This is a genomic window from Streptomyces sp. NBC_00354 (assembly GCF_036106915.1).
Lineage (GTDB): Bacteria > Actinomycetota > Actinomycetes > Streptomycetales > Streptomycetaceae > Streptomyces.
This window is the reverse complement of sequence record NZ_CP107983.1, coordinates 5,473,116-5,490,688: the sequence shown is the minus strand read 5'-3', so window position 1 is coordinate 5,490,688 and position 17,573 is coordinate 5,473,116. Positions and strand designations below refer to the sequence as shown.

The 17,573-nt window shown below is 70.7% G+C and carries 18 protein-coding genes and 1 tRNA gene; 2 read left to right on the top strand and 17 right to left on the bottom strand.

The features are described from left to right. Positions 1-146: 146 nt before the first annotated feature. The 3 genes from OHT74_RS25140 to OHT74_RS25130 form a co-directional block, all read right to left on the bottom strand. Positions 147-554 carry a single-stranded DNA-binding protein gene (locus OHT74_RS25140; RefSeq protein ID WP_328621469.1) on the bottom strand — a complete coding sequence of 136 codons (408 nt, stop codon included), beginning with the start codon at positions 552-554 and terminating at the stop codon, positions 147-149. A gap of 163 nt (positions 555-717) precedes the next feature. After that, positions 718-2,568: a GTPase gene (locus OHT74_RS25135; protein WP_328621468.1), complete on the bottom strand. Its 1,851-nt coding sequence runs from the start codon at positions 2,566-2,568 to the stop codon at positions 718-720. 4 nt (positions 2,569-2,572) lie between these two features. Further along, entirely contained in the window at positions 2,573-4,186 is a 1,614-nt protein-coding gene (locus tag OHT74_RS25130) for a GTPase domain-containing protein (RefSeq protein WP_328621467.1), read from the bottom strand. 332 nt (positions 4,187-4,518) lie between these two features. Between OHT74_RS25130 and OHT74_RS25125 the strand changes: the two genes are divergently transcribed. Next, positions 4,519-4,591 (top strand) — tRNA-Arg (locus tag OHT74_RS25125). A gap of 206 nt (positions 4,592-4,797) precedes the next feature. Here OHT74_RS25125 and OHT74_RS25120 read toward each other — a convergent pair. The 13 genes from OHT74_RS25120 to OHT74_RS25060 form a co-directional block, all read right to left on the bottom strand. After that, positions 4,798-6,183: a tyrosine-type recombinase/integrase gene (locus tag OHT74_RS25120; protein ID WP_328621466.1), complete on the bottom strand. Its 1,386-nt coding sequence runs from the start codon at positions 6,181-6,183 to the stop codon at positions 4,798-4,800. Then, positions 6,183-6,353: a helix-turn-helix transcriptional regulator gene (locus OHT74_RS25115; RefSeq protein ID WP_266673038.1), complete on the bottom strand. Its 171-nt coding sequence runs from the start codon at positions 6,351-6,353 to the stop codon at positions 6,183-6,185. The genes OHT74_RS25120 and OHT74_RS25115 overlap by 1 nt, the downstream gene beginning before the upstream one ends. A gap of 198 nt (positions 6,354-6,551) precedes the next feature. Further along, positions 6,552-7,748 (bottom strand): DUF3631 domain-containing protein, encoded by a 1,197-nt coding sequence (locus OHT74_RS25110; protein WP_328621465.1) that lies wholly within the window; start codon positions 7,746-7,748, stop codon positions 6,552-6,554. Positions 7,749-7,944: 196 nt separating this feature from the next. Beyond that, entirely contained in the window at positions 7,945-8,835 is an 891-nt protein-coding gene (locus OHT74_RS25105) for a bifunctional DNA primase/polymerase (RefSeq protein ID WP_328621464.1), read from the bottom strand. Further along, on the bottom strand, positions 8,832-9,563 hold the full coding sequence (locus OHT74_RS25100; protein ID WP_328621463.1) for a DNA methylase: 732 nt from the start codon (positions 9,561-9,563) through the stop codon (positions 8,832-8,834). The genes OHT74_RS25105 and OHT74_RS25100 overlap by 4 nt, the downstream gene beginning before the upstream one ends. 79 nt (positions 9,564-9,642) lie before the next feature. Further along, the gene (locus OHT74_RS25095) at positions 9,643-9,972 is read right to left on the bottom strand and encodes a hypothetical protein (protein WP_328621462.1); all 330 of its coding nucleotides are present in this window, start codon (positions 9,970-9,972) and stop codon (positions 9,643-9,645) included. Positions 9,973-9,978: 6 nt separating this feature from the next. After that, the gene (locus OHT74_RS25090) at positions 9,979-10,434 is read right to left on the bottom strand and encodes a hypothetical protein (RefSeq protein WP_443047527.1); all 456 of its coding nucleotides are present in this window, start codon (positions 10,432-10,434) and stop codon (positions 9,979-9,981) included. Positions 10,435-10,621: 187 nt separating this feature from the next. After that, positions 10,622-12,661, bottom strand: a complete 2,040-nt coding sequence (traB, locus tag OHT74_RS25085) for a plasmid transfer protein TraB (protein ID WP_328621461.1) — start codon at positions 12,659-12,661, stop codon at positions 10,622-10,624. Between the two features lie 33 nt (positions 12,662-12,694). Then, positions 12,695-13,321: a plasmid transfer protein TraA gene (traA, locus tag OHT74_RS25080; protein ID WP_328621460.1), complete on the bottom strand. Its 627-nt coding sequence runs from the start codon at positions 13,319-13,321 to the stop codon at positions 12,695-12,697. After that, positions 13,321-13,836 carry a hypothetical protein gene (locus OHT74_RS25075; protein ID WP_328621459.1) on the bottom strand — a complete coding sequence of 172 codons (516 nt, stop codon included), beginning with the start codon at positions 13,834-13,836 and terminating at the stop codon, positions 13,321-13,323. Before OHT74_RS25075 ends, traA begins: the two co-directional genes overlap by 1 nt. Positions 13,837-13,866: 30 nt before the next feature. Then, positions 13,867-14,205 carry an RRQRL motif-containing zinc-binding protein gene (locus OHT74_RS25070; RefSeq protein ID WP_328621458.1) on the bottom strand — a complete coding sequence of 113 codons (339 nt, stop codon included), beginning with the start codon at positions 14,203-14,205 and terminating at the stop codon, positions 13,867-13,869. Further along, positions 14,202-15,194, bottom strand: coding sequence for a hypothetical protein (locus OHT74_RS25065; protein ID WP_328623385.1), 993 nt, complete (start codon positions 15,192-15,194; stop codon positions 14,202-14,204). The genes OHT74_RS25070 and OHT74_RS25065 overlap by 4 nt, the downstream gene beginning before the upstream one ends. 59 nt (positions 15,195-15,253) lie before the next feature. Next, positions 15,254-15,511 carry a DUF6284 family protein gene (locus OHT74_RS25060; protein WP_328621457.1) on the bottom strand — a complete coding sequence of 86 codons (258 nt, stop codon included), beginning with the start codon at positions 15,509-15,511 and terminating at the stop codon, positions 15,254-15,256. 685 nt (positions 15,512-16,196) lie between these two features. On the opposite strand from OHT74_RS25060, the gene OHT74_RS25055 reads away from it, so the two are divergent. Further along, a complete protein-coding gene (locus OHT74_RS25055) occupies positions 16,197-16,628 on the top strand; it encodes a winged helix-turn-helix domain-containing protein (protein WP_328621456.1) in 432 nt (143 codons plus the stop codon). On the opposite strand, the gene OHT74_RS25050 is transcribed toward OHT74_RS25055, so the two are convergent. Next, the gene (locus OHT74_RS25050; RefSeq protein WP_328621455.1) at positions 16,622-17,566 is read right to left on the bottom strand and encodes an NAD-dependent epimerase/dehydratase family protein; all 945 of its coding nucleotides are present in this window, start codon (positions 17,564-17,566) and stop codon (positions 16,622-16,624) included. The two genes, OHT74_RS25055 and OHT74_RS25050, sit on opposite strands and share 7 nt — an antisense overlap. Positions 17,567-17,573: the final 7 nt, after the last annotated feature.

The following is a 17,573-nucleotide window of genomic DNA, read 5'->3' as shown; positions in this document are numbered from 1 at the left end:
TCTCGCGGAAGCGAGCGCAGCAGACAGCGAAGGAGGAACGGAATCAGGAGCGGAGGATGCGGGAACGGCAATCGACACAGTCTTCCCCTTCGGGCCAATGACCCAGGTGCCCGTGAGTACCGGGGAATCCTAACCGCCTCGAACACTCAGACCACCGCCGCCTTCTGAGTGACCATCAGTGGGGGATCCGCCTTGACGACCCGCCGGAATGCCGCCGTCCCCCGGTTCAGGTCGTGGCCGACGGCGGTCGCGTCGATCTCCGCCGAGAACCACCGGTTGCCCTCCCCGTCGGGCGGATCCTCCCGTACACGGAGCCGCCCGTGCACCACCAGCGGCTCGCCCACCGCGACGGATCCGGCGAGGTTCACCGCGAGCGTGCGCCGCGCCCACACGGTGTAGAAGCTGGTGGTCCCGTCCGTCCAGGTTTCCTTGCGCCGGTCGAAGTACCGCGGCGTCACGGCGAACCGGAACCGCGCCGACGGCCCGTTCACCGTCTCCTTGTAGTCGATCTGCGTGGCCACATGGCCGATCAGCGTCACCGTGGTGTCGTTCATCCCGGCAGCCCTCCCCGCATCCGTACCCGCACGGACCATCCGTGCGACCCGCACGGACCATCCGCACGACCTGCACAGACCATCCGCACGACCCGCACGGACCATCCGCACGAGGTACGACCCATGCTGGCGCGGCCTCCCGATTCCCGCTCCGGCCTGTGGACTACTGGCGGGTTGTGGACAACTTCGTCCCCCCTGAGGCCACCGTCGCGTACTGCTCGCGCACCTCCCGGTAGCGCAGCAGCTCCGCCGCCACCGGCTCCAGCACCCGGGCCCGCCCGCAACCGGCCGCCGCCTGCCGCAGCCGCCGCTCCGCGTCCTGCCCGCACCTGCGCGCCGGGCCCCGGGCCGCGATCGAGCAGGTCCACTCCACCAGCGGCCCGCCGACGATGCCCGCCACCATCAGCAGCACCGGCGGCATCAGGCGCGGCTCCAGGACCCCGACGATCTGCCCGACCAGCCACAGCCCGCCGTGGATCTGCAGCAGCGTCATCGCCGCCTGCGCCAGCACCGCCGCCGGCCACCACGCCGGCCGCGGCGGCCGGGCGCTCGGCACCGTGACCGCCGACCCCAGCGTCACCGCGATTTCGTCCAGCGACTCCGGGAGCTGTTCGGCGCCGCGCACCGCGGTCTCCCGTACCGCCTGCGCCCAGGCGTCGGGCAGCCCGTCGGCCGCCGCGTCGGCGACCGCCCGAACGGCCTGTTCCACCCGCTGGCGCGCGGTCACCTCCTCCTCGACCGGCGTTTGCGCGGTCGCGGGCCCCCGGCCGCCGATCGCCGCCAGGGCGGCCAGCCCGGCCAGCGTGCGCGGGGCGCGCCGGCCCTCGTACCACCGCCACAGGCGCAGCCACGGGGTGCCGCACGCCTTGCCGGCATTGCGCCGCCAGGCCCGCTCGGCGGCCAGCCCGGCCGCGTACGCCCCGACCGCCTCCGCGAGCCGGTCCTCGAACTCGGCGCGCGCCGCCTCCCCGATCTCCGGCCCCGGATGGCCGTCGGCCACGTACAGCGGGCGCAGGCGCATGGCGGCCCGGTCGACATCGGCGGAGATCCGCCGGGTCGCGGCGCCCTTCTCCTGGGTGAACTGTGCGAGGAGGTCGCGGAGTTCCCCGACGCCCTCGCCGGTCAGCGCCGACAGCCCGAGGACGGTGGCGCCGGGCTCGTCGTGCTCGCCGAGGGCGATGCCGTCGTCGTCCAACAGCCGCCGCAGGTCGTCCAGTACGAGGTCCGCCGACTCGCCGGGCAGCCGGTCCACCTGGTTCAGCACGACGAACGTCACCTCGGCGTGCCCGGCCAGCGGCCGCAGGTACCGCTCGTGCAGCACCGCGTCGGCGTACTTCTCCGGGTCGACCACCCACACCACTGCGTCGACCAGGGCGAGCACCCGGTCCACGTGGTCGCGGTGGGCGCCGACCGCCGAGTCCAGGTCCGGCAGGTCCACGAGGACCATCCCGCGCAGCGCCCCGGTCTCCGAGGTCTCGCGCGGCCGGCGCCGCAGCCTGCCCGGGATCTCGAGGCGGTCGAGCAGCCCGGCCGCGCCGTCCGACCAGCTGCACGCGATGGGCGCGGCGGTCGTCGGCCTGCGCAGCCCCGTCTCGGAAATCTGCACTCCGGCGAGTGAATTGAAGAGTGTGGACTTGCCGCTTCCGGTGGCCCCGGCGATCGCGACGACCGTGTGCTGCAGCGACAGCCCGCGCCGCGCGGCCGCCTCGTCGAGCACCCGGCCGGCCTCGGCGAGGGTCTTTCCGTCGAGCCGGGTCCGTGAGAGCCCGACCAGCTGGCGCAGCGCCTCGAGGCGCGTGCGCAGCGCCTGTCCCTCGGGGCTGGGCGGCGGCGAGGGCGCCTTGCCCCCGTCGCTGCCGGCGCCGGAGACGGCACGGACGAGCGCGTCGTCGCCCTCGTCCCCGTCGTCATCGGCGTCGAGGTCAAGGTCGACGTCGATCCCGCCGGCGCGGCGCGAGCGTGCGATGAATCCGTCGTCCCAGCGGTCGTCGGTGCGGTCGGTCAAAGCGGTCACCGCGTCACCTCTCCTTCTGCAGTAGGGACAGCGCGGCGATCAGCTCGGCCTGTGGTTCCGGCGTCACCTCGAGCGCCTCCAGCGGGGCCAGGCGGCGGTCCCGTTCGGCCCGCAGCACCTGCTCCAGGTGATGCGCGACCAGTTCGCCGCCCCGGTCGCGCAGCCGTACGGCGGCCTGTACGCCGATCCGCTCGGCGAGCTTCTCCCCGGCGGGCCGGGCCCGTTTGCCGCCGAGGAGGGCCGCGACCAGCAGGGCGGCGATCCCGTCGGGGTCGGGTGCGGGCTGCTTGTCGAGCCGTGCGACCTCCTCCTCGGCGAGTTCCTCCAGTACGCGCCGCCAGCGCCGTACGGCCATGCCGATACGTTCCGCCGCGTCCCGGTCGGGCCCGGGCAGCTGCACCGCCCCGGCGGCCGGCTCGCGCCGCCAGGCCTGGGCGATCCGCTCGTCGGCGGCGGCCACCGCGCACTGGAGGAGCGCGGCGAGCGACTCGGCGAGCGAGTCGAGCAGTTCGTCGGCGCTGGTGTCGAGGGGGTAGCCGCGCCACCGGGTCAGCGCGTCCCCGGCCAGTACGGCGCCCTGGTCGAGCCGGTTGCGGACCCGCTTGCCCTCCCTCCGGTACGCGTCCTCCACGGCCGAGGTCAGCCGTACGGAGGCGGCGTACTGGGCGGCGACGGCGGATGCCAGCTCCGGCATCCGGCGCCCGAGGGAGTCCAGCGCGCCGAGCGCGGTGCGCCCGACGGCGTACTGCCGGGCGGCCGGGTCCTGTGCGTGGTGGGCGAGCCACGCGAAGAGCGGGGCGACGGCGCTGGCGGGCAGCAGCCCGCCCCCGCCGGCCGATTCGGGCAGCTCGGGCACCGTGAACCGGGGTACGTCGCCCAGCCCGGCCCGGGTGAGCAGGGCCCCGTACTGGCGCGAGACCTCGGCGAGCACCTGGTGCGGGACCCGGTCGAGGACGATGCCCAGGGTCGCCTTGTACTGCTTGGCGGTGCGCAGCAGGTGCCAGGGCACGGCGTCGGCGTACCGCGAGGCGGTGGTCACCATGACCCAGACGTCGGCGGCGCAGATGAGCTCGGCGGCGAGTGTCCGGTTCTCGACGACGAGGGAGTCGATGTCGGGGGCGTCGAGGATGGCGAGCCCGCGCGGGAGGCCGGCGACGGTCTCGATCCGCAGCTCGCGGGTGGCGGCGGTGTTCCCGAATGCGCGGGGGGAGCCGCGGTGGGGGGCGGGGAGCGGGTCGTCCTCGCCGGGCGGGGCCCAGACCCGCATCAGGTCGGGGAGCACCCGCATTCCGGCAAACCAGTGATGGTCATCCGGATGGCAGACGAGTACGGGGATGCGGGTGGTGGGGCGCAGTACGCCGGCCTCACTCACCTGGCGTCCCACGAGAGAGTTGACGAGAGTGGACTTACCGGCCCCGGTGGACCCGCCGACGACGGCGAGCAGCGGCGCCTCGGGCGCCTTCAGCCGGGGTACGAGGTAGTCGTCGAGCTGCGCGAGCAGCTCGGCTCTGGTCTGGCGGGCGCGCGGGGCGCCGGGCAGGGGCAGCGGCAGACGCACGGACGCGACCCGGTCGCGCAGGGCGGACAGGGCATCGAGCAGCTGAGGCCGAACATCCAAGGTCACCACATGCGAAGAATGCCCAATTTGGGACCATTTTTGAAGCTTATACGCCCTCTGCGCGCCGACCGCGACTCCAGTGGGACCTTTTGGACACAGCGGACGAGTGGGGCGCAGGCATAACGAGTGCACAACACCAGGGGCGCCGCGGCGCAAAAGCGGTGCGAGAATCGCACCTGCCTGCGATTATCGGGACCGCTTCACCGAACCTCCACATCGTGGCACGCGGGTGAAGCAACCGGGACAAGGCGGCCGGAGCCCTATCCTTGACCCGGTCCGGACGACAGTCCCACCCCCACCCCGGGGCTCCAGGCCACCACGGCCACCTTCCGGCCCCCGTAGCTCAGTGGATAGAGCAGGTGCCTTCTAAGCACTTGGCCGCAGGTTCGAGTCCTGCCGGGGGCACTCTTCACGTCCCACCCCAAGCCCTCCCCCCGGGGAGGGCTTTCGCGCAGGTCAGGGCCGCCTTTTCAGGTCCGCTGCATCAGCCAACTAGCCCCCGGGCCGCCCTCGGCGTGGGCTGGGGACGGTCCGGGCATGTCCGGCTGTCACCGGGTTTCTACGGGTGGCTGCGGAGAATACGCGGTGAAGTTTTCTGGCCCCTCTCAGGTCTAGGCGCCCACATCCGGCAGATCTCCACCCTCCTCGATCCGTCGCTTCATATCGGCCAGCTGCCCGTCGATGCACCGTGCGTAGGTCGCCAGGAGGACTGGAACGCTGTTCCCGGCCCAGTCAGCTACTTGGGCCGGCGGGATGCCCCCGTTGAGCCAGTTCGTCAAGCAGGTGTTCCGCAGGTCGTACACCCTTCTCCCGAGCGGCGACTCGAACTCATGCGGAGTAAGAACCTTCTCGCGAGCCGTACGCCAGGCTCGGCGGATGACAGAGCCCGCGAGCATGTCCCCCTTCTCCCCCTGGAACAGCAGGTCACCCGGCTTGAGGCCCTCGCGCTCAACGTGCTCGCGCAGGATCCTGGTCAAGGCCGGACGGCAAGGCACGGACCGCATGTCGTCTGCGGCCCGGCCTTTGAGCCCGCGCTCTTCGTGGATCTCACCCGAATCCGTCCAGTTGCCACCCACCTCGGGCTGGGCCGTATGGATCAACAGTTCGCCCCACTGGTCTACGTCCCCTTCCACCGGCAGGCGTGCATCGGAGACGGCCAGTGCCACCGCCTCCTCAGGGCGAAGGCCCAGGTAGTACAACGTGGCGAAAAGGGCGTGAAGTCGCTCTCCCCCGCGGGGACGCCGGCGGATCGCGTCCAACAGGAGGGCGGCCTGTTGCGGGTTCACGAGGGATCGCTTGTCCACAGCCGAGGAGGTCTTTGGTGAGGTACCTCTCCCCTTGGGCAGCGGGTTCTCGCGAAGGATCCGCTGCTTGACCGCATACTCCATCGCAACGTTGAGAACCCGTGTGGTGCGCTTGACAGAGCTCAGTGCGACCGGCTTCCCGTCCAGCTTGGCCGAAAGGGCACTCAATACGGCCTCCACCTTGGCCGGACCTTCCCAAGCCGCCATCGACGGCGTGTTGCGCTCGACCCATCTGAGAATCGCGATCGTCTCCGGCGCGGCCTGGTCGCGACGCTTCATGTTGAAGGCGAACTCGCGCAGCGCCGTACGTAGATCAACCACGGCAATGTGACTCGGCACCGGAGCGCGGAGCAGGGCGATGGTGGATGCCATCAGCACCTTGGCGACGACTTTCCGGTTGTTGGCCGACGTGCGCGCCCACTGGGCATCGGCGAACTGCACTGCGAATCCGTACCAGTCGACGGCATTCGCGGCGGACTGCTGTGAGAGGGGCCGCCCCGTCGTGGTACTGAAAGCTTCACCACGACGGGCGGCGACGACAAGCTGCGAGCGGAAGGACTCTGCGAGAGCAGCGGTTCCGAACGGCTGCCGCCACTCCCGTCCGTCCAGCTCCCAGCGGACGGTGTGCGTGGTCTTGCGGGCGCCCTTGTAGACCGAGGTCTTCCAAAGCTTGATGTTGAACGTGCTGTCCATCAGGCAGCGTCCTCACAGTCGTTGAGCCACGCTTCCAGGTCGCCCCGACGAACCCGGAGGTCACCGTTCGGGAGCTTGATGCAGCGCGGGGCACGCCGCTTCTGGCGCCAGTCGTAGAAGGTCGACCGCGAGACGCCGAGTTCGTCGCAGACCTCGGGGACAGTGAGCATCCCGCGCTTTCGGGTGTGGTTGGTCAAGGCCGCCTCCAAGGCATCGCTCTGGCCTTCCTGTCAGGTCCGCTACCTCCGCTACCTCCGCTACCGCCCTGGTCAGGGGCATGATCGAGGTAGCGGATAGGGGTAGCGGTAGCGGATGGATCCGCTACCGGCCCCGGGCGGGTGCCACAGGGCTGGTAGCGGGGGTAGCGCTCAGGTAGCGGACGCGTGGAGGCCGTCCGCTACCTTTTCGGTGCCGTTGACCTGCGAGGTAGCGGAGGTAGCGGAAGTAGCGGACTCCCCGGGGGGTGGAGGGCAGTACCGCTGCCACGCATCGTGGAGATCTGCGGCGTAGTACCCCTTCAGGACCCCGCCGCCGGTCTTGATGTTGCGGGCCTTGATCGGGGTATTGGCCCCGGTCATGTACTCCCCGAGCAGCTTGGCGAGCGTGCGGGAGTCGAGCGGCCGGCCGCTCATGTCGGCCCAGGGGGCTTCATCGAGGGAGCAGAGCCGGTCCAGTACAGCCACGGTGGGCAGACGGTCGATGCCGCTCAGAACCTGGTCGCGGAGATCGGTCAGCAGCCGGATACCGATGCTGCCCTTGTCGTCGGCCTTGGCCGCGTTCACCAGCTCCAGACAGGCGGCACGGGCCCGGGCGGGCCAGTGCCCGCCCGCAGCGTCCGCGACCGCGAGGAGCGGCTCCCACACGTCCGCCGGCCGGTCGGTGACCTCCGGCGGCATCTCGGGCCACGCGTCCTGGACCCGCTCGCGGACCGAATCAGCCCACTCCCCCAGCCGCTTACGCAGGGCGTTACCTTCGGCTTCGTTGGTGCGCTGACGGTAGGGCTCGACCTTCTCGTTCCGGGCCCGCCGGCGCATGCGGATGATGACGGACCGGGTCAGGATCGTGTCCGGCAGCGAGCCGAGGCCGGCCACCGCGACCGCGCAGAAGGAGGGAAACTCCTGTACCTGCTGGTTGGAGCCGTCACCAACGCACCGGTACATGACCCCGATCCGGCGGTACCCGGCGTTCAGGAACCCGCGGAGCTGCTCGTTCTCCCCCGCCTTGGGACCGAACACGGTGTCGATCTCGTCGAAGAGGATCGTGGGCCTGGCTTCCAGTCCGGACACCGCCCGGAACAGCGCGGAAGCGGACGCGTTGACCGCGACCATCGGCTGCGGCACGAGGGTCTCCACGATCTCCAGGGCCCTGGTCTTGCCGCTCGCCGGTTCCGGGGAGAGGAACGCGAGACGGGGAGTGGAGTCGAAGCAGTCGAGCAGGTGCGTGTGCGCGTCCCACAGCGTGACCGCCACGAACGCGGCTTCGGTGGGGAAGACGTTGAACCGTCGGTGGAACGCCTCGATCTCGTCGAGCAGGGCGGCACCATCGATGGTCTGCTGCGCGGTCATGCGGCGTTCCTCCTGTCATCCAGGGCGTGCCGCAGGGGCACGGTCGTGTGCGGGTCAGGGCGAAGAGCTGTACGGACGCCCTGACGGGCGACGACCCTCGGCGCGCCATTGCCGTCCGTGGCGGGGGCCGGTCCGGCGCTGCTGATGCCGTCCGGGGTGTTCGTGGGGCCTTCCAAGCGGGGATGGGGGTGGGTGCTCATGCCGTCTCCCGGGGCCGGGCCTGGCGGATGGAGCTGTCGAGAGCACTGCGGATGGTGGCGCGGCACTCGGCAACGGTGAGTCCCCGCGCCTCCCCCGCCGCTTGGAAGGCCTCCTCGACCTCGTGCCGGGGGATGTCGCCCCATGCGACGAACCGCCCCACCTTGAAAGCGCATCGGTTGAGGGTGTTGTTCGCCTGCTTCGGCGGCGCGGTGCGGACCACGTCGCACTCCCGCTCCAGGGCTGCGTTCGCTGCCAGGCTGCCGCTGACGGCCGGGAGCCGCAGCGTGGTGACCACGGCGGGCTTGGGCGGCTCGAGCAGGCTCGGAATCCAGGCGGGCAGTTCCGCGACGGGGGCCGGGTCGATGACCTCGTACATCCCGGCGGGGGTGGTGCTGCCGGGGGCGACGACGTATCCGCCGTGGGCGCGGGTGTCGATGAGCGGGCCGAGCCTGCCCGCGGTGTTCCCGAGCCGGAGTCCGGCTGGGGCGGTGAAGTACAGGTGCTCTCCACCGCTGGGGGTCCGCACCCGGTAGGTGGTGGGGACGGCCTGCCCGGCGCGCTCGCAGAGCGCCTTGAAGGTCGCCGCGCCGTCAGGCGCGTCGCTCTTGCTGTTCGCCTTGGGCATGTCCAGGTCCACCACGACCAGCCCGGCCGGCCTGGTCGCGATGCCGACGTTGTACGGCTTGTGGGTCCAGCAGCGGACGATCGCGGCCCGGTCGGTGGTGGCGCGCTGCTCCCACTTCACGTGCCCGCCCGCGCACGGACCGGTCAGAGCGCACTGATCTTCGCCGTGCAGGGCGGGCCGCTTCTGTCCGGGGCGCAGGGGGAAGACGGGCCAGCCGCGAGCGGCGGCGGTGAGGGCTGCGGCGAGCAGGTTGGCGCTCACGCTGCCACCGCCCCGCGGACCGAGGCACTGGTGAGGAAGGCGTGACCGATCCATTCGGTGAATGTGGGCGGGATGGCCTCGGTGAGTTCCTCACGGACGTCGGTCCAGTCGATGCCCATCGCCTGCTGCATCTCGGGGACGGTGGCTTTACCGCCGCCGGATCCGTATGCGGCGACGTACGGACCGTCGAAGTATCGACCGTGGCGCCAGCCGCGCACGCGGCCCCGGTGCTTTCGGTGCGCCGGCCGGTTGGTGCTCCAGCCGCCCAACTCGAAGTTGCGGTGCCGGAGCACGCCGAGGCCGAACATCTCCCCGCACAGGGAGAGATCCTTGCGGATGGCGGCCCTGCCGTTGGGCTGCTCGATCACGTACGCCAGGCCGGATGCGTCCAACAGGTCACGGGTGGGGGCGACGAGGTCGACGTGCTCGTTGCCCCAGCCGCGGGAGGTGTTCGTCCCGACCGTCAGGGCGCATCCCTTCTGGCAGGGCGGAGAGGCGTGCACCATCGCGTAACGCTCGATCTCCCCGGAGGCGATCAGCTCCGCGAGGACGTCGAGCGCATCCGCCTGGCGGTGAGGGAAGGGGTAGTTCGGTCGGGGGGCGATATCGACGCCGGTGACGGTGAATCCGGCACGGTGGTAGCCCATGGCGGCGCCGCCGGCGCAGCAGAACAGATCCAGTAAGACCGGGCGGTCGGCGTCTCGCCGGATGGGGACGGTGTGGGTCATGCTGGTGCTCTCCAGTTCTTGAGAGTGCTGGAAGACGAGAGCGGTCCGGCTTTGGCGAGACGGGGCCGCTCTCGTCGGTTCATGCGGCGAAGAGTTCGAGGGGCCCGTCGTCCGGGCCGAGCGGGCGCAATTCAGTGACGGTCGTGGGGCGCAGGGTTGGGGTGTTGGGGCCGTCGTTGTGGAAGCGCCAGGTGCCGACGTCATGCTGCGGCTTGCGCTTGACGGGGAGGGTGTATCGGCGCGGCTGGTCCGGGCTGGTGGCGTTCCAGTCCTCGGCGCACACCTTGTGGACGGGCTCGCTCGCGTGGGAGCGGAGCGGGGTGGGCCTGCCGCAGAGCACGCAGGGCAGGTCCCGGGTTCGGTCGTAGTGGCTGGCATCGCCCCAGTTCAGGTACTGGTACGCGGCCATGCCCGGCTACCGGTGGCCGATGCTGCCGTGGGCCCGGCCGAACAGACCGGTCGAGGTGATGTGCTGCGTGATGTGGGTGGAGGCCGGCGCCCGGCGGGTGCGGCCGAGGAGGAGGGCGGCGCCGCCGGCGGCGATGAGGGCGACGGCGGCCCAGAGGGCTTCAGTCAGGGCGATCAGCCCCGGGGCGGCGTAGGCGAGGCCGACGGATGCGGCTCCGATGCCTCCCCCGACGGTCGGGGCGAGCAAGGCAGTGGTCTTCGCCCACACCGGGACCCGCTGGGCCGGGACCGGCTCGGCGGGGGTGGTGGAGGTGTAAGCGAGGGTGCGGGCGCCACCGGGGAGGATGACGTACTGGACGCCGGGCGGTATCTCGGCCGGCAGCATCCGCGGCTCGGGAACGGCGGGCGGGTAGAGGACAGCCTCCCCGTACCGGAGGGGCACGGGCGGAGTCTCGTGGGACATGACAGGGCTCCCTGGGAAAGAGGGCGGGGCCCGTGCCGGATGGCTCGGGCCCCGCTCAGGTACGGGTGTCAGGGGTGTCAGCGAGAGGTGTCAGACGCGTCAGACACCCGTCTGACACCCTCACGCACGCGTATGACCTGTGTTTTGGCGCTGTTCGGCGTCAGGGGTGTCAGACGCGTCTGACACGTCAGGCCGCGATCCGGTACGGGACGATCCGGTAGCGGCCGACCTCGTTCGTCTCGGCCAGACGGCCGGCCATGACGAACGCGGAGACCTGTCCGGAGACCCATGAGCGGGAACGGCCGTGGCGGTCGCAGTGCTCCATGAAGTCCGCGGGGCGGACCATCTCGCGGCCCTCCTCCTCGAACTCGTCGAGGAGGTCCTCCATCGCGGCCCGGGCCTCGGCCAGCGTGAGCTTCACCCGCGGCGCCTCCTCGACAGGCTGAGCAAAGTCGACGACGTTCTCGACCTCGGGCAGCTCCGCCTCGGGGTCGGTGAACTCCTCCTCAGCGTCGTACACGTCGCCCTCCGGGCCGTCGTAGTCGTCCTCGTCGCCGCCGTAGCCGTGTTCGTCGTAGCTGTCGTCCACGTAGGGCTCCAACTCGGCGGTGCCGGGCAGGGGGTAGCGCGTGCGGGCGGTGAACGCGCGGTCCACGGCGCGAGCAGCTGCCCCGGCCGTGACCGGATCGATCTGTGCCCGTACATCGGCGAACGTGAGGACGACCCACCGGAGGTAGTCCACGCTGCACAGGTAATCGCGCAGGGGCGTGGCCCAGGCATCCTCGGGGATGCCGTTGGCGACCAGGTAGGAGTAGCCGGGCTTCTTGTCCTTCCAGACGTGCGGCGCCGCGCCGGCGTCCAGCACCTCACCGTCCAGAGCGAACTGTGCGTCCCGTTCGGTGCGCACGCCGTGGCACCAGGAGGAGCCGAGGGAGGCGCGGGTGTCGGTGGAGACCTGGTTGCCGGAGGCGCGCTGCATGGAGATCACCACGGAGACCCCGGAGGAGCGGGCCTCCTGCGCGATGCCGGTCAGCGCGTCCTCGTCGATCTCGCGGAGCAGCTTGGCGGCCTCCTCGAACCAGGCCACCAGGTAGGGCATGCCCGGGGCCCCGTCGGCCTGGACCTCGGCACACGCGGGTTCCCACTGCTTGTAGCCGTACTTCGCCAGCCACGCGGTCCGGGCGGGGATGACGGCCTTGAGAGCCTCGACCATGGCCACGGTGGAGGGCATGTCGAGTGCGGCCCAGTCGATCGCCGGAAGGAGCGGGCCCAGGGTCTGGTCTGCCTTGGCCGGGTCGGATGCCCACACGATCACGTCGCGGCGGGTGAGGATCTCCGCGAGGGCAGTCAGGCCACCCTCGGACTTTCCGGAGCCGGTCATCCCCATGAGCAGGAGCATCATGGCGTTCCGGGCAGCCTTCGGATCGCCGGGGAACCACATCGGCACCGGGGTGCCGTCCTCGTAGATCCCGACGATTACCGCGTCAGCGATCGACCCGCCCGGGCTGGACGGTCCGGGGCAGGGCACGGTGTTCTTGAGCAGGTCCAGCGGCACCACCGTGAGGGTGACCCGCGATGCCGAATCCGGATTCTCTTGGACCCGGATAGCGTTCTTCGGCACGTCCAGGGCCCCCGCGATGCGGGTGATGTTCTTCGAGACGTCCTCGGGAGTCAGCTCTCCGCGCGGGAGCTGCAGGTCGAACGTGGCTTTGTTCGGGCCGACCTCGGAGCGGACCACCTGCGTCTTGGCCAGCCCGACCTTTTCCAGGAACCCGCCATCCGCACCGGCGCTAGGGCCGTCCACGTTGCGGCGCAGGATCTGGCGGATGTTCCAGGACAGGGCCAGAGCGGGGGCGCCGATGAAGTACAGCTCCCCCAGCGGGCCTGCCGCCGGTCCCGCGATGGCGGCCGCCGTGAACCACGAGGACGCAGCGGCGACCGTGACGGCGGAGTGCAGGCGCCGCTGCTGCGTGGTGGAGCGGCCGGCCCACCAGGTCAGCCCGGTCAGGCCGACCGAGGCGAGGGTGAGGCCGGCGGTGACGCCGGCCTCACCGGACCAGAAGTAGTGGGCGGGCAGGGAGGCCAGGCCGACGCCGAGGCCGGACAGCCACGGGGGAAGGTGCGGCTTCGCCCGGTGGAGCAGGTATTCGCCCACCCCGCCCCCGTCGCCGTGGGCGGCGCGCAGTCTCTCGTCGTACTGCTGGTCCTCGGTCTTCGTGCTGGACATGGCCTGACCTCCTTACCGGTCTTGGGATGTGGGTTAGGAGCCGAAGTCGAAGCGCCGGCCGCCCTGGCGGGGACGCTTCGACTGGTAGGGGGCGAGCTCGGGGTCGAACTCGCGCTGGAACGCCGCATACGTCGCGGCCAGGTTCTTGGCGGTGTCCCGGGCGTCCTCCGCGGCCTTCTGCAGCCGCTTCGACACCCGGCGGGCCCGCATCCGAGAACCGAACGCACGGCCCTCGGGGTCGGGTACCTCCTTCAGTACCGCGTTCAGCAGCTCGGCGGCGTTGGCGAGCTCGAACGACATCTGCAGGAACAGGCCCCGGCCGCTCTCGCAGTAGTTGCGGATGTCGACGTTGGAGAAGAACTCCGGATCACCGAGCGGGCTGTGAACCCGTCCGCCGCCGCCCTGGCCCCGGCCCTGACCGGCACGGCCGCCCTGCTGGCCCCCGCCACGGGCGCCACCGCCGTTGTCGTTGATGTGGAAGTGGTACTCCCGCGACTTGCTCCGGTTCGTCGTCCGCGACCGGTTGGCACCGCCCTGGGCAGCGCCAGCGCTCTGCTGTCCGCCGCCCTGCGGGGTGGTCCTGCGCTGCCCGCTGGTCGGGGGATTGGTGGGGCGCTGAGCGCCGTTGCCGTTGGTCGGCATCCAGGAGTTGTTGGCCATCAGTTGGACCCCTTAGCGGCGAAGCGGCCGACGGTCAGCCACAGGATCTGAACGGTGAGGGCGGTCAACGACCACAGGCCCATCAGCGCAGCGCTGAGGGGGCCGAACCACAGGGCCAGCGCAAGCCAGCCGAGGCCGGCCAAGGCCAGGGCGGCGAGGGAGATTCGCCAGGCCCACACGGTCTGGCTGGCCGGGCGGGTCTTGGCCATCCATGCCAGGTACCCCAGCGGTGCGAGACCGGTCACAGCAACTACCAGACCCGTCCACGGGGCGAACAGGTGCAGGATCGCGGCCACCACGAGCAGCCCGACGGCGACGCCGGTGGGTGCCCAGGCGCGGCAGTGGCGCCACATGAACCGGCCAGTCGCGACGGTGGCGCGGGCAGTCCAGGTGGGCTGTTCGGAGACGACGACGATGACCTGCGGCGCCTGACGGCGCCGGCCCCGCTGCCGGGGAATATGCACGGTGGCGGGAGCAGCCGCCTGAGCGGCCTGCGAGCGAGTACGGCGAGACACAGCAGAACTCCTTCAAGGCAGAGCGGAGATTCAGGCGGCGCACTGATCAGTTCGGTCATGGCAGGGCACGCACACGCCGAGCGAGACCGGGATGACGTATCCGGCATCGCGTCGGCAGGCCGGGCAGCGGCGGCGGGCCGCATTCGCCCGCTCCAGCGCCACCCAGCGAGCCGGGGTCATCGGCCGGACCGGCCTGGCCATGTCGACGCGATACAGGTAGGCCACCAGCGGGCCGCGCCGGCGCCGCGGACGCTCCACCAGCGCGACCACATCCTGACCACCCGGCCGAAGCCCGGAGGCGCGAAGCTGACGGCGAGTGGCCAGCCCCTCCGGGGCCAGACGCCACCGGTAGACGGGGAGCGAGCTCACGGGGCGCTCTCTTCCTGCGCCATCAGCGTGCCCCAGGCGGTGCGGATGCGCTGCTCACCGCCGACGAACCCGGCGTCACGGAAGGCCGTGACGGCCTGCCGGTAGGACAGCGGCGGGTCGGCGGAGTAGCGCAAATGCCGCAGCACCACCACGAGCTGCGCGTCCGAGAGAGCCTCAGCCGGGAGGGGCGTGGGCACGCCCGCCACAGTCGCAACCTCGGCCAGCGTTACGGGCGTGACACCCTTCCCCACAGCTTCCGGCGTAAGGGCGCTGACCTGCGTGCCTTCTCCGTCACGGGGCACCGTGACGGTGTCAGCTTCGACGGCGGCCGGGGCGGGCGGCGTCTGCGGCTCCGGGCCCGAGGGAAGGGCGGGCGTCACGGGGGCCGTGACGGCGTGACGCTCGGGTGTGACGGCCACAGCGAACATGTCCGCCAGTGCGACATCCGCGCCGGTCGTGAGCCGCTCGCGCTGCACGTCCAGAAGACGCGAGCCGAGTGAGGCATCCCCCGTGCCTACCTTTCGGGCCAGCCTCCACGAGGTGCGCTCAGAAGACTTCCGAACGCGGGCGTCGGGGTGGTTCGCTGCACGGGCTCGGTGGAAGGCCAACGACCTGACCACGGCGGCGGCGCGGTGCTCGGCTTCGGCATCCCAGCCGTCGGTGTGGACCACGATGCGGCGGGCCAGAAACGCCATGCCCTCCGCGGACACGCACATGCCCATCGGAGTGACCGCGTAGATCACCGTTCGGGCCGCATCCGGCGCGGCCATCGCTGCCATGACCGCAGCAGCCGCGGGCAGCGCCCACAATCCAATCCGCACGACGCGGGGCGAGGACTGGCCAAGCATGGTCAGGCCCAGCAGGACCAGGGCAAGGACGGCGGTGGCACCCTCGCCGGCAGCGACCGCGCCCAGCGCGGTCCCTGAGCCATAGGCGCCCTTGACGTTTGAGAAGGCGCCCGCTCCACCCGCGGCGCCGGTGGCGAGCATCGGCACAAACGCGGTTGTGAGGACAATCTTCTGAGGCCGGGACAGGCGCCGGGCGGTGCTCACGCCGCCTCCAGCGGACCCTGGCGGTTGGCCAGGTCCCGGCGGGCGGTCCACACGCGGTTGTGGGCCCGGCGGATCCGGCCTGCGTCGAACTCACTGGCCGGCCGGTCCAGCAGCGCGATCAGCGCGTCCAGCAGCTCGACCTCGGCAGAGATGACCGGCATCTCCGCCTCAATCGCAGCGAGCTCGGCGTCCGCCGGTTCCAGGTCCGATGGCAGGACGGTAACGGGCTTCTGACGTGCAACGATGTGCTTCATGAGTCGTGTTCTCCCTAGCAGGTGGACGGCTCGCAGCGGCCCCGGTGTTCCAGCACCGGGGCCGCACTTCGTTGAAGCGGCTACTCGATTCCACGAACAGCCACGGCCGCCAACGCCCGGAGTGCAGAGTCGGGCGTTGGGGACCGTGGTCATTGGTGAAGGTCGGACTGGGCTTCGCACGGCACCGCTTGTTCCGGGGGCGGTCCGAGTCCCCGGAAGTCGTCGCAGCCAATGTCTGGCCGTGCGGATCTTTAGAGCCGATGGCGTGTCCCCCTACGGGGTGTGGGGCCCGGTTGTGACGCGGGCCCGTTCTCGGTCGGCTGGTCTCCACTCGCCTCGGCCGGTGCGGTCACGGCTGTCTTGCTGCGGTGGATCACGCTGTTGAGTTGGTGGTTCAGCATTTGCGCAGCTCAGAGCAGCCCAAAGAAGGCCCCTCATGAGTCGTTCTTCAGCGATTGAGCCGCCATTTCCCCGGCGGCCCTGCTTGTTGACAAGCCTCTCCGCGCAGAGCTCCGGAATCGAATGACGGCTTGTCATATGAGGCTCGGCACGTCCGCGCCGCCCTCGGTTCAACATGGTGCACCTAGTGCACCATGTTGGCAAGTAGCTCGCCCCCGCCCATCGGGAATGGATGCGGGGAGACTGGTGTACTAGGTACGACATCCCCGACTGGAGGAATCTCCCCGTGACAGAGTTTCGAGGGCAGCCGGCATACCTTCAGCTGGCCGATGACCTGCGGGAACGCATTCGCAGCGGCGAGATCACCGACGGCTCCCCCCTGCCGTCGGCACAGGATCTGATCACCAGCTCCGGCGCCTCAAGCACCGTGGTGAAGAACGCCGTCTCACTCCTGCGAGCCGAGGGATACGTCGTCGGCCACCAAGGCAAAGGGGTCTTTGCCCAGTTCCCGCCCCGACTCGCAGATCACTCGCGCGGTGCCGCGGATTGGGCCCTGCCACTGCTGCAGGCAGGCATGGAGGTTGAAGCAGCCCTACGCGAGACTCTGGGGAAGGGCGGCGCCGGTACCGCACACAGCAAAGCGGTCCTTGAGCGCTGGCAGGCGGCGTTCGCCAACCTGCCTGCGGGCGTCAAGGACCGCTTGACCAAGTCTCAGTGACTGCCGGCAGATACGACGGACCACGCGTCGCTCACCAGCTGCTCAAGGCTGGAGCGTTCCGGCTTCCACCCAAGATCAGCGGTGATCCTGGAAATGTCGGCAACTAGCCGCGGCGGCTCGGGCTGCGGGGGACGGTGCAGCACAGGCACGCCCCTGCCCGTAACCCGTTCCACCGTGGCCACGATCTCCCGCATGCTCGCCGGGGTGGCACCGACGTTGTAGACCCGGTAGGAGGCACAGGTATTGGCCTCAAGCGCCATCACGTACGCGCGCGCCAGGTCGTCAACGTGCACGAAGTCCCGGACTGCATCACCGTCGCCGTTCATTTCAAGCTGCGGGTAGCGGCCAGCTGCCACCGCCACGGCCTTCGGGATGATCCGGCTCTCGTCGGCATCGCCCACTCCGTTGACGGCACCCGAGATGTTGAAGCACCGAAGGCTCACCGCCTTGATCGCGCCTGTTTCCGCGCGAGCCTGCAACGCCCTATCGGCGGCCAGCTTCGACGTGCCGTACGGGTTACTCGGAGCCGGAACGGTGTCCTCGCCGATGGGCTGCTGCTCGGGTGCTCCGTAGACCGCCGCAGTCGAGCCGAGGACAACCGTCGGGGCCTGTGAGCCCGTAGACGCGGCGGCCAGGGCATCGAGCAAGGTCACCGTGCCGCCGGCGTTGACGGCTTCGTACTCCTCCGGGTGTTCGAAGGACTCCCGCACCCGCGTGAGAGCCGCCAGGTGGCACACGCCCTGGACACCCTCAAGAGCCTCCCTGAGGGCGGCCCCGTCACGGATGTCGCCTCGGAACACTCGGGACACTGGCAGCTCTGGTACGGAGGCGTCCGCCGACCGATGCGTGAGAGCCACGGTGTCGTGGCCCGCCTCGGCGAGCCGCCGCACGACCGCATTGCCTACGAACCCGTATGCACCGGTCACAAGTACGCGCACTGATCTG